The 14,005-nt window shown below is 37.4% G+C and carries 15 protein-coding genes and 1 pseudogene; 5 read left to right on the top strand and 11 right to left on the bottom strand.

Features of this window, described 5'->3' with window-relative positions; all coding sequences use genetic code 11:
• Nucleotides 1-31: 31 nt before the first annotated feature.
• The 4 genes and pseudogenes from ACG72T_RS03630 to ACG72T_RS03615 form a co-directional block, all read right to left on the bottom strand.
• Nucleotides 32-724 carry a DNA-processing protein DprA gene (locus tag ACG72T_RS03630; RefSeq protein ID WP_395264669.1) on the bottom strand — a complete coding sequence of 231 codons (693 nt, stop codon included), beginning with the start codon at nt 722-724 and terminating at the stop codon, nt 32-34.
• A 127-nt stretch (nt 725-851) separates the two neighbouring features.
• Nucleotides 852-1,760 (bottom strand): DMT family transporter, encoded by a 909-nt coding sequence (locus ACG72T_RS03625; protein ID WP_395264668.1) that lies wholly within the window; start codon nt 1,758-1,760, stop codon nt 852-854.
• A 301-nt stretch (nt 1,761-2,061) separates the two neighbouring features.
• Nucleotides 2,062-2,775, bottom strand: coding sequence for an alpha/beta hydrolase (locus ACG72T_RS03620; RefSeq protein ID WP_395264667.1), 714 nt, complete (start codon nt 2,773-2,775; stop codon nt 2,062-2,064).
• Between the two features lie 132 nt (nt 2,776-2,907).
• Nucleotides 2,908-4,883 (bottom strand): annotated as a pseudogene (locus tag ACG72T_RS03615) (glucose PTS transporter subunit IIA).
• A 463-nt stretch (nt 4,884-5,346) separates the two neighbouring features.
• On the opposite strand from ACG72T_RS03615, the gene ACG72T_RS03610 reads away from it, so the two are divergent.
• The gene (locus ACG72T_RS03610) at nt 5,347-6,039 is read left to right on the top strand and encodes a M57 family metalloprotease (protein WP_395264665.1); all 693 of its coding nucleotides are present in this window, start codon (nt 5,347-5,349) and stop codon (nt 6,037-6,039) included.
• A gap of 84 nt (nt 6,040-6,123) precedes the next feature.
• On the opposite strand, the gene ACG72T_RS03605 is transcribed toward ACG72T_RS03610, so the two are convergent.
• The 3 genes from ACG72T_RS03605 to ACG72T_RS03595 all read right to left on the bottom strand — a co-directional run bounded on the left by ACG72T_RS03605 (nt 6,124) and on the right by ACG72T_RS03595 (nt 8,992).
• Nucleotides 6,124-6,711 carry a TetR/AcrR family transcriptional regulator gene (locus ACG72T_RS03605; RefSeq protein ID WP_395264664.1) on the bottom strand — a complete coding sequence of 196 codons (588 nt, stop codon included), beginning with the start codon at nt 6,709-6,711 and terminating at the stop codon, nt 6,124-6,126.
• A gap of 50 nt (nt 6,712-6,761) precedes the next feature.
• Complete coding sequence (locus tag ACG72T_RS03600) at nt 6,762-8,243, bottom strand: MFS transporter (RefSeq protein WP_395264663.1); 1,482 nt, start codon at nt 8,241-8,243, stop codon at nt 6,762-6,764.
• A 104-nt stretch (nt 8,244-8,347) separates the two neighbouring features.
• On the bottom strand, nt 8,348-8,992 hold the full coding sequence (locus tag ACG72T_RS03595) for a CatA-like O-acetyltransferase (protein WP_395264662.1): 645 nt from the start codon (nt 8,990-8,992) through the stop codon (nt 8,348-8,350).
• 268 nt (nt 8,993-9,260) lie between these two features.
• Between ACG72T_RS03595 and ACG72T_RS03590 the strand changes: the two genes are divergently transcribed.
• The 4 genes from ACG72T_RS03590 (at nt 9,261) to ACG72T_RS03575 (ending at nt 12,270) form a co-directional block, all read left to right on the top strand.
• Nucleotides 9,261-11,255, top strand: coding sequence for a hypothetical protein (locus ACG72T_RS03590; RefSeq protein ID WP_395264661.1), 1,995 nt, complete (start codon nt 9,261-9,263; stop codon nt 11,253-11,255).
• Nucleotides 11,256-11,399 (top strand): hypothetical protein, encoded by a 144-nt coding sequence (locus tag ACG72T_RS03585; RefSeq protein ID WP_395264660.1) that lies wholly within the window; start codon nt 11,256-11,258, stop codon nt 11,397-11,399.
• Nucleotides 11,400-11,516: 117 nt separating this feature from the next.
• Nucleotides 11,517-11,726: a hypothetical protein gene (locus ACG72T_RS03580; protein WP_395264659.1), complete on the top strand. Its 210-nt coding sequence runs from the start codon at nt 11,517-11,519 to the stop codon at nt 11,724-11,726.
• 58 nt (nt 11,727-11,784) lie between these two features.
• Nucleotides 11,785-12,270 carry a GNAT family N-acetyltransferase gene (locus ACG72T_RS03575; protein ID WP_395264658.1) on the top strand — a complete coding sequence of 162 codons (486 nt, stop codon included), beginning with the start codon at nt 11,785-11,787 and terminating at the stop codon, nt 12,268-12,270.
• Nucleotides 12,271-12,436: 166 nt separating this feature from the next.
• Here ACG72T_RS03575 and ACG72T_RS03570 read toward each other — a convergent pair whose 3' ends face one another.
• From ACG72T_RS03570 to ACG72T_RS03555, 4 genes are all read right to left on the bottom strand, one after another.
• Nucleotides 12,437-12,913, bottom strand: coding sequence for a glutathione peroxidase (locus tag ACG72T_RS03570; protein WP_395264657.1), 477 nt, complete (start codon nt 12,911-12,913; stop codon nt 12,437-12,439).
• A gap of 272 nt (nt 12,914-13,185) precedes the next feature.
• Nucleotides 13,186-13,383 carry a type II toxin-antitoxin system HicA family toxin gene (locus ACG72T_RS03565; protein ID WP_395264656.1) on the bottom strand — a complete coding sequence of 66 codons (198 nt, stop codon included), beginning with the start codon at nt 13,381-13,383 and terminating at the stop codon, nt 13,186-13,188.
• Nucleotides 13,384-13,417: 34 nt separating this feature from the next.
• The gene (locus ACG72T_RS03560; RefSeq protein ID WP_395264655.1) at nt 13,418-13,723 is read right to left on the bottom strand and encodes a hypothetical protein; all 306 of its coding nucleotides are present in this window, start codon (nt 13,721-13,723) and stop codon (nt 13,418-13,420) included.
• Nucleotides 13,724-13,726: 3 nt separating this feature from the next.
• A complete protein-coding gene (locus ACG72T_RS03555) occupies nt 13,727-13,978 on the bottom strand; it encodes a TetR/AcrR family transcriptional regulator (RefSeq protein WP_395264654.1) in 252 nt (83 codons plus the stop codon).
• Nucleotides 13,979-14,005: the final 27 nt, after the last annotated feature.

Raw genomic sequence — 14,005 nt, 5'->3', positions numbered from 1 at the left:
GTTGAAATCTCAAGACACCTAAAGGTTTTCCTTATTTACGGGCAAAATCGATTGTAATTTGGGTTCCACCAGTGGCCCCGGTCTCTACAACGATCACACCATCACTTAAACCACTCTCCCATTCATCCCGAGCTGCTAAATAAGCTGGCTTTAGCTTGGTTCCCAGTGGGTAAGTCGAAAAAAGCGTTCCGCCTTGTTCCAAAATTCTTGCAGCTAACGTCGCATTTTGAGCTGGATAAGTTGATTGATCTAACCCGTGTGCTAATACGGCTATCGTCTCTTTAGCAAAGCGGTGTGCATAAGTATCACACCCCTTGGCCAAGCCACTGATTACGACATAGCCTAGTTGGGAAATCTGCTTAGTAATTTGTATTTCAGTGTCGATAGCTGCAGTGCTGGGGGTTCTGGTCCCGACGATAGCGACTCGTTTAGGGGCATTCAATAATTTGATATTGCCTTTAGCATAAACAAGCACCGGAAAATGTTTCAGTTTCAATAGTTGCTGTGGATAAGCCGTGTCTAAATAATTTAAAATCTTAATATTTAACTTTTTTGCTTGTTTTAACTCCTCTGTGACATCCAGATAGGCTTTTTCCCACGTTTGGGCTGAAAGTTTTCCACTTGTTACAGCTTTGTTGATGGTTGGTAAAGGAATTTTGCCGATAGTTTCCCACTTATCCACTGCTCTTGTAAAATCACTCAGCAAGGTCATAATTTTTTGCACACTTTGTCCACCGATGACTTTTATCTTTAAAAGCATCATTATTAACATTGTCTTCTCTGTCATCATGAAAAAAATTACGAAAAAAAAAGGCGAATCCAGATTGGATTCACCAAATAATATTCAATTTTTAAATGCCATCGCTAGCAATAGCCGCCTCGGCGGTATCTTCGAACTTAACTGAGATCCAGACGCTGGCCAAGATCATTGCTGATCCAATGACAAAGCCAATACTGATTTGTTCGCCCAATAATAACCAACCTAAAAATGAACCAACGATTGGTTGAATCAAATAGAACAAACCTGAAGAACTGGCGCTAATAACTTTGAGCCCTTTATTCCACATTACGTAAGCTATTGCGGTTGATACCGCACCAATATATAGCAAACTTAAAAAGACTTTTGACTCTAAGAAATTAATACTTGTGAGCGACGACATGTCACTCAAAATAAATGGTGTCAAGCAGACTACAGCTACTACAGTTGACATAATAGTAATTTGTAAAGAACTATAAGTCTTTACTTTCTTAACTAGGACTGACATCAAGGCCCAAGTAATCGCCGTCAATAACAGCAACAAAACTCCTAAAACAACATTGCTGCCGGTCATCTTCAAACCGACGATCATCACTACACCTAAGATAGCAATCAAAACAGAAAAGATTTTGACTTTATCGAGTGACTCTTTCAAAATCAACCACCCGAAAATAATCATAAATGCTGGAATAGTCGAGGTAATGACTGAACCAGTTTGAGCATTGGATAAACCAGTCCCAGCTTCTTGTGCTACTAGAGAAATAGTATTACCAATGATTCCGATCCAAAAAATCAGCTTTAGATCAGGCCAATTGATATGCCATTTTTCTCCTTTCAAAACCGAATAACCAATCAAAAATACTAATGAGATCAAGTACTCCAGCCAAACTAATTGAACTGGACGTACCTCATCAACAACAACTTTTACAACTACGAACATCGCTCCCCAAATAACGGCCGCAATGCTTAATTCAATGGATCCGAAAACCCTTTTAGACTTCATGAGTAATATTTCCTTTCGCTTTGATTTCAATTGAACTCATTGCTACTATCCTTGTGAATAGCCGAAATATTACTGCTGTCAATTAACGATAAATATTCACCTTCCTTATGGTTAACGAGTTCAGTATAACAATACTAGATAATAAAACAACGTCTCAGGAATATTAAACGTTTTCAGTTTAAATAATAGATGAATTATTCAGGTTTAATGATCTTCTCATCTTGTTTAGCTAAAAATACCCTTCGATTCTAAACCTAGAATCAAAGGGTATCTTCTAACATTTACAAGTTAATTATCTTTACTATCCGAGCAATTTCATCATTTTGAGCCAATTTAAGGCTAATTCGATCCATTTTGCAGTCCAAGTATTGAGATACTTAGCTTTTCCAGGCTTTTGTGTAACATAGGTTCCCAAAACTAGGCCATGAATACCGGAACCAAACATATGATATTCAGCTGGTAAGCCCATTTGAACCATCTTTTCCACATAGCTCAAGGAATTCATCACACTCACTAGTTCATCAGTTCTCGTTTTCCAAACAAAAGCTGGTTTTGAATTTTGATTGACTAAATTTTGCGCTTTCCACAATGTTTGATCAGGGGTAATTTGGCGTAAAACTTTATCGTCATCAGGAAAGCTATCTTTGACCGTCATATCGATAACTGGATAACCTAAAATGATTGCCGCATGTTGGCCGTTATAGCGGTCGATTTGATATTTTGACTGCAATATTTTATCCGTTGCAATACCGTTATAACAAGCCACTAAATGTCCTCCGGCAGAGAAACCAGCTAAGATTATTCTTTGCTTGTCAATATGACATAATGCTGGTTGTTGATTGATCCAGTCGATCGTTTTAGCCAATTCTTGAATAGCTGTTGGATAAACTGGCTTATCGCTAATCAATTGATAATCTAAGACGACCGCATGCATTCCATATGAATTAAATCTTAGAGCAACTGGCTTTTCTTCTCGCTCTGAATGAAAAGTAAAACCGCCACCCGGACAGATCACTACTACTGGCTAATCAACCGTGATATCGAAGTCAGCCACTTGATCGAGCCAATACCCTTTCACTTTGAACTCGTGATCAGAAATACTAAGCTCATACTCTTCTGCTTTCATCTTTTCGGTATCTCATTTAAATTACGCAACTTGAACATTATCGACGTTCATTGGATCAGCTTTTTTCATTAACATCTTATCAGTATAACCAAATAGATAGACCAAAACTACTGCGATCAGTAAAGTTGCGTAATGCGAGATCAAATATCCATAGAAATTGCCGCCGATTCCGACGCCAGGAGTGATAAATGCTGGGAATCCAATCAAGGCTCCTGACATTGCATAATTATCGACCCGCAAGAATCCAGTCAAAGAACCACCGATGGCACTGGCGATACTAGCCACAATTAAGACTCGTTTGTACTTCAAATTAACACCATAAAGCGCTGGTTCGGTAACTCCACAAAAGGCTCAAACTGCAGCAGCCAGGGATATTTCTTTCAATTTCTTATCTTTTGTCTTCAAGAACACTGCTAGAACAGCTCCACCTTGCGCTACCATCGTGATCGAAAGAATCGAGTTGATATAACTGTGTCCGTTCGTAGCGATATCATTGATAACGATCGGAATAAGTCCCCAGTGAAGTCCGAAGATAACCATTGTTTGGTAGACGCCGCCAAGTACAAATCCAGATAATGTTGGACTGAAGTTATAAATTGAAAATAAGCCATTAGATAGTCCTTTACTCAAGAGCGTAATGATAGGTCCGATACCGATCAAGACGACTAAACTTAAAACCAAAGCTTCTAATATTGGTACAAAGACACTCTATAAATAAGTTGGAATAATTTTTTTCAAAAACTTATCCACGTATTTACCTAACCAAGCTGCAACGATTATTGGGAAAACGGATGAAGTATAAGAAACTAGAGTTGTGGAATTCCTAAGAAACTCGTACTAGCCGTGCTAGCTTTGCCAGCTAATAACACAATCTGTGGATAAATAAGAACCCCACCCACAATCGCTAAGACAATTGGATCTGAGCCCAACTTTCTCGCAGCAGTAAAGCCTAAGACGATTGGAAGAAAATAAAAGGTTGCATCTCCTACTGCATTTAAAATTACATACGTACCACTAGTAGTTGAAAGAATCTTAAAGCCCGTCAAAGCTGCTAAAATACCTTTCAAAATACCAGAACCTGCTAAAATTCCAATGATGGGAATCATTGAGGCCGTCAAGACACCAATAAAATTGCTGGCTCCCTGCTTAACTTTGCCCCAAACACTCTGCTGCTCGGCTTTAGTCGTCTCATCAACTGCTTGAGCAGTTGCTTCAGCATTAGTGTATTTTTCACCAATTTGAGCGATCACAGCGTCGTAAACATCAGTCACTGCTTGACCAATGACTACTTGATATTGTCCCCCAGCCTTGGCAACTGAAATAACTCCATCAAGATTCTCAATCACTTTATCATTAGCTTTAGCGTCATCTTTTAAATAAAAACGTAATCTAGTAATACAGTGGATCAAACTATTGATGTTAGTAATCCCGCCGACGTTTTTAATTATTTCGGTCGCTAATTGGTCATATTTACCACCCGTTGTCTTGACTGGTTGAGTCGATTCTGACGTTGAATTAATTGACGCCACCGCCACAGTGTCTCCAGCCAATACTTCATTATCAAAGCCCGTGGTCATTAGTTTTTGCAAAATATCTTTACTATTTGTGATAGCCAAGATGACAGTTGTCTGTTTACCAGCATCTTTAACCATTTGTAGATCCATCTTAACGATATGATCACCAGCTGATACTCTATCACCTTGTTTAATATTAACTGTGAAAGGTTCACCCTTTAATTCAACTGTATCAATACCCAAATGAACTAAGATATCCGCCCCATCATCGGTATGAATTCCGAAGGCGTGCTTGGTTTCAGATACTAAAGTAACCTCACCATCGACTGGGGACACGATATTACCAGAACTAGGTTCAATAGCAAAGCCCTGGCCCATCAACCCTTGTGAGAAAACGGGATCATTAACTTTTGATAGCGTTAGAAGTGTTCCGCTGGTAGGTGCTACCAACGAAAGCAATGTTTGATTTTTCATAACGTTCATTCCCTTTTTAAATAATTATCTATCATGATTGATTACGCTTACATTATATGTTTAAACATCTAACCTGTCAATTATTTATTCGAATAAATATTTTAACTGTTAAGTTATAATCTTAAAAATCTAGTAATATCAACGGATTAAGAATCTGAATAAAAATCTATCTATAGCCTTATTTTAACATCCTCACTAATTCGAGAAAATATATTACTCCTGGTTAAACATCTTTAATAAATAATTTCATTTTCATTTATTATCAAAAAACAAATTTAAACTTTGAAAAATTGCTGAATTCTGAATGCCCTAACTCACTCTAGTTTCAAAAAGCACAATAATTTAATTCTGTAACATGGTTCTCCCCCGAGCGAATATATTCCATAATAAAAAAAATCCCATTGATATATTTCAGTGGACAATCGTGCTCTGACAAACTATGATTATGAAAATGAATTTTTAAGGAGAGAACATGAAAAAAAATTCATGGATTACTTGGCTGGTCATTTTCATCGCTGGTTTTGCGATTGTTCAAATTAATCCCCAAATTATTCCCACTGCAAAAAAAGAAATTGAACAAACGAGTGCCAGTTTTCAACCATATGTCTATTTGATCAAAGCTAATTTAGAGTCGAAACTTGGTGGTACCACTGAAACAACGACTGAAAACCAAGTTGGCAAAGTTGCCACGCCAACTGAGGAACCATTAAAAGATATGAAAACTTCGAATATCTATTATTATCACTTTAATAAAAATGTTCCCGAAAGTGTTCGTCAATCATTTTTACGAGCTATAACGGCCTACAACAACACCGGTATTGTTAAGTTAGTACCTGGAAATGCTGAATCTAACCAAAACAGTATCACGTTCTTCGTTTACCATAAGCAAATCAATAATATTGCGTCAGGAACGGTTGAGCTTGGTAGTGGTGGACCCTCATCTTTGCAATTAAATCACTATGCGATCAATAGCGCCAAAGCTGGCATCAATTTAACTTATCCACAATTAGCCATCAAAGATTCCGTCACGATGCATGAATTAGGTCATGCTTTAGGACTGGCACACAGTTCCTATAGCAATTCGGTCATGTATCCGGTCGACCGAGGAATAACCAAGCTTTCTTTTGGCGATATAAATGGTTTGAAAAATATTTACCAACAATAAAATACACATTAAATCAAATACCCTCTGATTCTGCAACTAGAACCAGAGGGTATTTGTAGCTTATTAATCGTTTTGTGAAACGATTCAATTATTTTGCTCATCCAAATGACTCAAAACTATTTTCATCGCTAAATCAAAACTATCGTGTTGTGACATCTTTTTATTATCAAGATAGCCATTATTGCTCTGCGTAATTTCGCCAATAATTAGATCCCGAATCAGCCTTGAGACTCCTAAACGTTCGAATTCACTTGCAATCAGCGAACTCAAAATTTTCCATAAAATATCACTTAATTGATCCAAACTAATTATTAAAGCCTGATCACCATTCTTCAAGTCTAGTGTCATAGTCAACTTCCACAATTGTCTGTTATCCAAAGAATAATGAACTACTGTATTAGCAAAAATTCTAATCGCTGCTAACCCTGATTCTTCTCGTAAGTCAGCTTCCAAACGAATGGCTAAATTTTGAAAAAACTTAATTGCTACGGCGATTTTTATCGCATTTATATCTGAAAAATAATTGTAAATTGCCTGCGGTCTGGTTTGAAGAATTTTGCCTAACTTAGTTGCCGTCACAGTTTGATCTTGAGCAAGCAAATCACTCGCCGCTATTATGATTTTTTCTTTGGATAAAGTTTTTGCTGTCAAGGTTACACCTTCAATTATCACTTAATCACACTGGATAATGGCACCTTCAATCACCATAGTCAAATGATTACTCACTCCACTTTCAGGATCGTCTTTTTTACCGCTTCTCTTCTAAATAGGTAAACCAAAATTAGAATTACAAAAATAATCAAGACTAAAGCTGTCAACATAATATTATGAATTCCTGAAAAGAGAATCCGTTTCATTTCAGGAACATAGGCTTGTGGCAAATCCTTCGCTACGGCAGCGTTACTTAACTTATTCATCATCGACATGGTGATATGGCCATGACTAGCCTTAACACCTTTGATCAAAGCTAAATTCAAGATAACTCCGTAAATTGAAGACATGAAAGTCTGACTCAAGATCCTGACTAAGTAGGCAAATGAAGTTGAAATGGGAACATCGCGTGTTTCCACATCAAATTGAACTGCAATCAATAAAGCATTAAAACAGACTCCAACTCCAAAGCCTTCAAAGACACCCATTATCAGCAAAAAAGTATAACTGGCTCTTTGACTGGCCCAAGACAAACCTGCAAAGGAAATCAAAAAGGCCAACGTTCCAATTGTAATTATGACGTAACGACTCATCTTTCTTTGCATGAATGGTTCTAATTCAGAACCAATGAAATTGGCAATAGCTCCTGGAATCTGTGTCATACCACCAATTAAAGCTGTCAATCCCATTATTCCTTGAGCCCACATGGGAATATAAATATTGAAGGCCACAAATGAACCCCACAGTAATGAAAACAAAATCAAATCAATAACTAATTTTTCATTCTTAAAAAGCCGATTAGGAACGATAGGATCAGCCGCTTTATTCTCTACTCGTGACATCCAATAGATCAGTAACGCTCCCATAACGATAAAACCAACCGTAATCGCAATCGACGAAACACCCAACAATTGAATCCCTATCAAGAAAGAAGTTAATCCCCAAACCATTAAGATAGCGCCACGATAATCGACTTGAGCCTGGTTGAGTTTCTCCTTGATATTGAAGAATAACTCTACAATCGTAATCGACAAGAGAGCCAAAGGTAAATTAATATAAAAGACCCAGTGCCAACTGAAAGTATCAACGATCCAGCCACCAATCAACGGACCTACGATGGAAGTTCCACTGAAGCCGGCTGAGGCTATTCCAATAACTTGCGAACGGCGTTTGATATTCTTGAAGATTTGCGAATAAATAATAAAAGGAATTGTATTCATCCCTCCAGCACCAATGCCCATGACGCTGCGAGCAGTAATAAACCAGATAATATTTGGTGCTAATCCTTGGAATAATGCTCCTATCATGAAAACAATCGTTGCGGTAATATAGGCCACTTTATTACCCTTTTTCTCACCAAACTTACTCCATAACGGTGTTGAAACGGCCATCCCTAAGAGAAATATTGCTACGATCCAACCCATATATTGAATACCATGCAAATCACTGATTATGGCTGGCAAAGCTGTATTGATAATTGTTGCATCGAGTCCTGCCATCATGTTGGACAAGACAAGTGCAAAAGTGATTAGTATTTTTCGATTACGACTCATAAATATACTTCTTTCCATTTTGTTAACAAAAAATAAGACTTGCAAACATGCAATGTCTTATTTTCTGACAACAATAAAAGTTCTGAAAATAATGTTAACAGGAATTACAATTCCTCTGGTTCATCAAAAATCTCTTGTAACTTATTAAAGAATTGAGCCGTTTGATAGCTATCTCCTGCAGCGTCATGAATTTGGAAAGTTACTGGTAACTTGATACCATCAGAACGCTTTTGGAATGTACTTGCCGAAACACTTGGTAATAGCGTACGGCTATTATTGATGTTATTAACGTTATAACTATTAAAGCTGGCCCAAGGTGCCATAGAAATGTTTACGACATTCTTTGAGAGAGCACCCATTGGGAACAATTTACCGGTGTCTCGATACTTTTCAACTTCATCCAAATAGTTACGATGAAATTCTGCAAAAGTATAAGTATCGGCTGTTTCCAAGTAAGAGAATAGTTCCCGCTTGTTATCAAAAATCGAATATGCAACCACACTACTATCGTAAAACCCTAATTCACCTTGATCATTAAAATCTAATCGGTAAAGATAATTTGAATTAATAACACGGAGAACAGAATAAATAAATAAAGGATAAAACTTATAATGATTACTTTTGACGAAGTTCAAGACATGCTCGATCCTAATTTCATGAGTTGCACTGTGTACAGAAGCCTGTTTCAAAAAATACTCAAAACTTTCTTTCCGAGTCCAATTATTTAAATCTATTTTACTAAATTCCATCGTGAGCCTCCTAAAAAATTATCTCAAACTACTACTATATATAATCATACAACTTTTTATAAATCCGCCAACTGATAAATTCTTTTTTTACATTAAAAATCATCAATTTATTAGTTAATTTTTCCTCATTTTAGATTTTATTTTTTAGATTGTCATAATATTTCAATATTTCTTATAGTAATAAGTTATTCACCAAAAAAATAATGTTATAATTTGTTCAACAATAAATAAATTTATTAACTTTTTCTCTGATATCTGGGGAATAATAATGAAAAATATTCAAAAGAGAAAAATCTGGGTAGCCATTTGGTCACTCATGAGTATTATTATTATCTTTTTAAGTGGACAATCTGTTTCTGCTGCTCTGACCGACACTACCGACTTGAATTTCTTAAAGACTGCCCCAACAGGTATCGGAATTGGTGGCTTCATGAGCAATACCGCACCAACTGTCCCTGATAGTACCGACATCTATACTACTAATTCAGCTCAAATTTTAGATCGAAGCGGCAATAATACTGCAAATGGGAATATTATTGCTTTGGCAAGCGGAAAGAATACTTATGGATCAATTTGGTCCAATAATGCTTCGTTTGATATCAATAAACCTCAAACTGTTTCTGCTTGGCTTTACTTTGGTTCAGGCGATGGCAGTCAAGAGATAAATAGTGAAGGAATCGCCTTTGTTTTACAAAATGATTCCAAAGGAATTGGTGCTCTAGGTGCCGGTCTGGAAGGACTCGGAGTTTATGGTTATGACGCTTCTAAACTAGGAATAATAACTACTACGGCTGCTAATCCTAGCTATATCCAAAAGACGTCCATTCAAAATAGTGTTGCCCTAGAATTTGATACCGCTAATAGCAGTTTTTACTCGCCAAATAAGCCAATTAATAATAATGGCATCTCTTATCCACCTAGTTTGGCTGACTCGCTTAAATTACCCATCTACTATTCACTAGACGGGTATGATACTCAAGGTGGTAAAGCGGTTCCCAGCTCGGTCAACCTACCTGGGACTCTCAAGATTGGTGCGGGTGGTTCTTTGGGACACATTGCTTTAGCCTACCCTGGCTACGCCAATACTTATCAAAGCATCGATTTAACCTCTAATGATGCTACTAAAAATGCTTATTCTACTTGGACAGAGGGCTATGCCATGGTCCATGTCAATCCTCAATCGGCCTATTTAATTGATGGTAAAGATGAAAATGGAAATGATTTTACATGGCACCATGTTACGATCACTTGGACACCGGCTCCCTCTGGTAGTACTACGGGTACTCTAAGCTATGCCCTGAATGATAAGAATATGGACTATAGTGATAACACTTCAACTAGTTCTGACACAAAGATAATTACAGATTCAATTCCAGTTGATACGACTAAGTTGAATTCCAGTGATGGCAAAGTTCGTTGGGGCTTTACTGCAGCTAATGGCAGTTCTAGTAGCGTTGCTTCTAAGTTAGTTGACCTAGATTCGATTCCTGATTCACTTTACGCTGATGCCGATAGCGATATTATCGATACGACTTTGAATGATAAGACTATTACCGATGCTTCGACTGATAAAACGGTGGCTAACGGCGATAGTTTGAAAATCAAATACTATTTGAAATATATATCAGTAAATGAAGACTGGAAAGATATTGCTGCAAAGATCAATATTCCTTCCAACGTAACTGTCACACCTGATAGTAATAACAATGTCGCTACCATCACTTATAGCGACGGATCAACTGAAAATATTACGGCTAGTGAACTTTCAGATGGTAAATTGGCACATACTTTGGCTAAAGCAATTGGTACTTCCAGTAGCGCAGGTAAGTCGGCTACTATCACTATTAATGCCAAAGCTGTCAATACTACCTCAAGTAACATTAACGTCGCAAAAGCCGTCGCCACTTTCAATGGTTCTAATGAAATTTCATCAACAAACAGTCCTGCTTTCACAATTCTAGCCACTCCAAGCTACACGTTAGATTTAAGCAATCAAAATAGTAATTCCGAAATCTACTTGCTTTATAAACAAGATAACGCCGTTTTAGACTTACCAACAACTTTGAAGTATAGCGATAATCACAGTTTTGGCAGCGATACGACAAGCACCAATATTGTCTATAAAATTACAGTCGATGGGAAAACGTATACCGTGGGATCAAACGCAACTGGTACTAGCTTTAATCAAACAATCGATTTAAGGAGCTTGATGGATGACGACACCGCCTTTTGGAACCTCTTTGCTATAGGTACAACTAACTAAGTGACCGTTAAAGCTATCGATCCAACTAATGGTTTGGTCTCAAACACGATTTCTTATAACGTCGTTACAAAGCAGAATAAAGCCTTAAGCATGACCGTTTCCACAGCTTTATCCTTTCAAACGACCAATACCGGTAACAACTAAAAATATCTCTCCAGAACCAGTGACTTCGAACTTGACGTTACTAGTTTAAGAGAACCATGGAAACTAGAAGTTGCCACGAACGGATTATTTTTAAATGGGCAGACACTGAATAATAATATGGACTTAGTTTATAAGGCTAATAGTTCATCGGCTGCTCAAACCTTGACCTCTTCGCCAACTTTGATCGATCAAGACTCAACTATCAATCAAACCGCCACAACAACTGATATCGCAGATGATTGGACACAGAATACTGGCTTATTAATTCAACAATCAGGTTGCCAGTCTGGCAGGTCAATACACTGGTCTTTTAAACTGGACCCTTGAGGATTCCTTGGTGAACAATTAGAATGAACTTCTATTAAGAACATTCGAGGTCACAATTATGAAAATACGTCCGATTCAACCAAGCGATAATCCTTTCATCAAGCAAATCCTTCAAGCGGATTTAAAAGCTGCGGGTTTAGATATTCCTGGAACAGCTTATTATGATAAAAATCTGGATACACTCTGTCAATTTTACAAAGCTGATGTTAAATGTGCTTACTTTGTCGTAGTAAATGATCAACGGCAAGTCGTTGGTGGTGCTGGCTGTGCTGAATTCGATCCTGCCAAAATTATCGCCGAATTGCAAAAACTATATTTGGCCAAAAAAGCCCGTGGTCATCGTTTGAGTTATCAATTAGTCGATCTAATCAAAGAGTTTGCTAAGAAAGCAAGTTACAAACAGCTTTACTTAGAAACCCATCACAATCTCAAAGCTGCGATTCATATTTATTCCAAAGCCGGTTTCACTCGATTATCCGGGCCCATTGAACCAGCTTACATAGCGGCGCTATGGACGGTTTCTACATTATGGACCTGCAATTGACTACTCACGGGAAGATGATAGACATAACTATTTTTATTATTGCAGCCATAAGAACAAAAAGCACAACTTCTCCCGTTTAATACAAATAGAGCGGCAACTCAAAATCGAGTTGCCGCTCTATTTGTATTAAGAATTGCAGACTAAATATCTTTTAAAAAAATCCTATTTAAGCTTTTTCGTTCAGAGCTTTAACAATATCATCTTCAAATTTTTCTGGCTTAGTTATTGGTGCAAAGCGACTGATCAGTTGGCCATCACGACCAATCAAGAATTTTGTAAAATTCCATTTGATACGCCCATGACCAGGAGTGTCCTTGAGATACTTAAACAATGGGTCAGCTGTTTCGCCATTGACATCGATTCGCTTGGTCATTGGGAACGTAACGCCGTAATGAACTTGGCAAAAGTCGCTTGTCTCTTTGTCAGTGTCCAACTCTTGCCGAAATTGATTGGAAGGCAGACCTAAGACCTCAAAACCTTGATCATGGTACTTTTGATAAAGTGACTCTAGAGCCGTCAATTGAGGAGCAAAGCCACACTTACTGGCAGTATTAACAATCAACAAGACTTTACCTTGATAGTTTTTGAAATCAATCTCAACGCCGTTCATTTCTGTTTCTGAAAAATCATAAATACTAGCCATATCGTCCTCCTATCGAAGCTTTCTTAAAAAATACCCCCACTGGCAGAGAAAAATTATTGCTAAACCGAAAATAACCATTGGTCCATTGAGATTCTTATTTAAAACTCGCAATACGACCAAAAATTCGTAAATCACACCTAAAACAATAATTTCATACCAAAAATACAGCAAGGCTCTCTTAAAAGCTTTCCACATACAGTTACTCCAAATGTTATTAAATTAATTATACAGCAGTACCAGTCAATTTTTCGATCAATCGGACTTATACCGATTTAATTTATTTTAATCCCAGCCTGCTTCAAGATTTTACTTTCAATCCCATGTTCAAGTTCTTTATCATGATGAATGGGGACTGGAAGCGTCACATTAGTTTTCGGATTATACATTTTTAGATGCGACCCATTCTGCGACTTCTTGACAAACCCGTTTTGTTTCAAAAGTTTCACGATCTTTTGGGTTTTCATTGCCATTTTGTCATCCCCTTTCATAATATTTGTTTTGTTACTAGCTTGCTTGTAACATAGTTATAATTTCAGCCACATTAATATTGAAATCTTGGCGACGTAACTCAATATCACCATTCTCATTGTTTCTTGAGGTCACCAATTCACCTAGCATACAATCGGATAACAACTGTGTCCCCCGACGAACTTTATCCTTGTCATTGAGCAATGAATTCAATAGGCGTGGAATCATATCGTAAAGACGGTCATATTGCTCACGAACTGCTTGATAGTCTAAATATTTACTTGCCCCAGCAAAATCATGCGGAGTAATTTGGGTATATTCGCCAAATGCGACGGTGGTCATTAACTACGCCAAAGCTTGCTCACCAGTCAGGCCAATTAATTGTTCATAAAGTTGATTAACAAGCAATTCAAGATTCTTGGCTAAAACCTTGGACTTTAGATCATCAGTATTCTTTACATAACGATACATTGATTGTGGTTGAATCGACAATTCCGTTGCCGTCTTAGTCAAAGTTACGGCCTCAAAGCCTATTTTTTTGGCTAACTCCGTTGCGGCATTCACAACTTTCATCTCATCTAAAGCATGTTGAGTCATTTGCGTTCCTCCGGTTGAATGCTTTTA

It is taken from the genome of Companilactobacillus sp. FL22-1 (assembly GCF_043951805.1).
GTDB lineage: Bacteria > Bacillota > Bacilli > Lactobacillales > Lactobacillaceae > Companilactobacillus.
The sequence above is the reverse complement of the archived record's forward strand: the minus strand, read 5'-3'. Positions and strand labels throughout refer to the sequence as shown.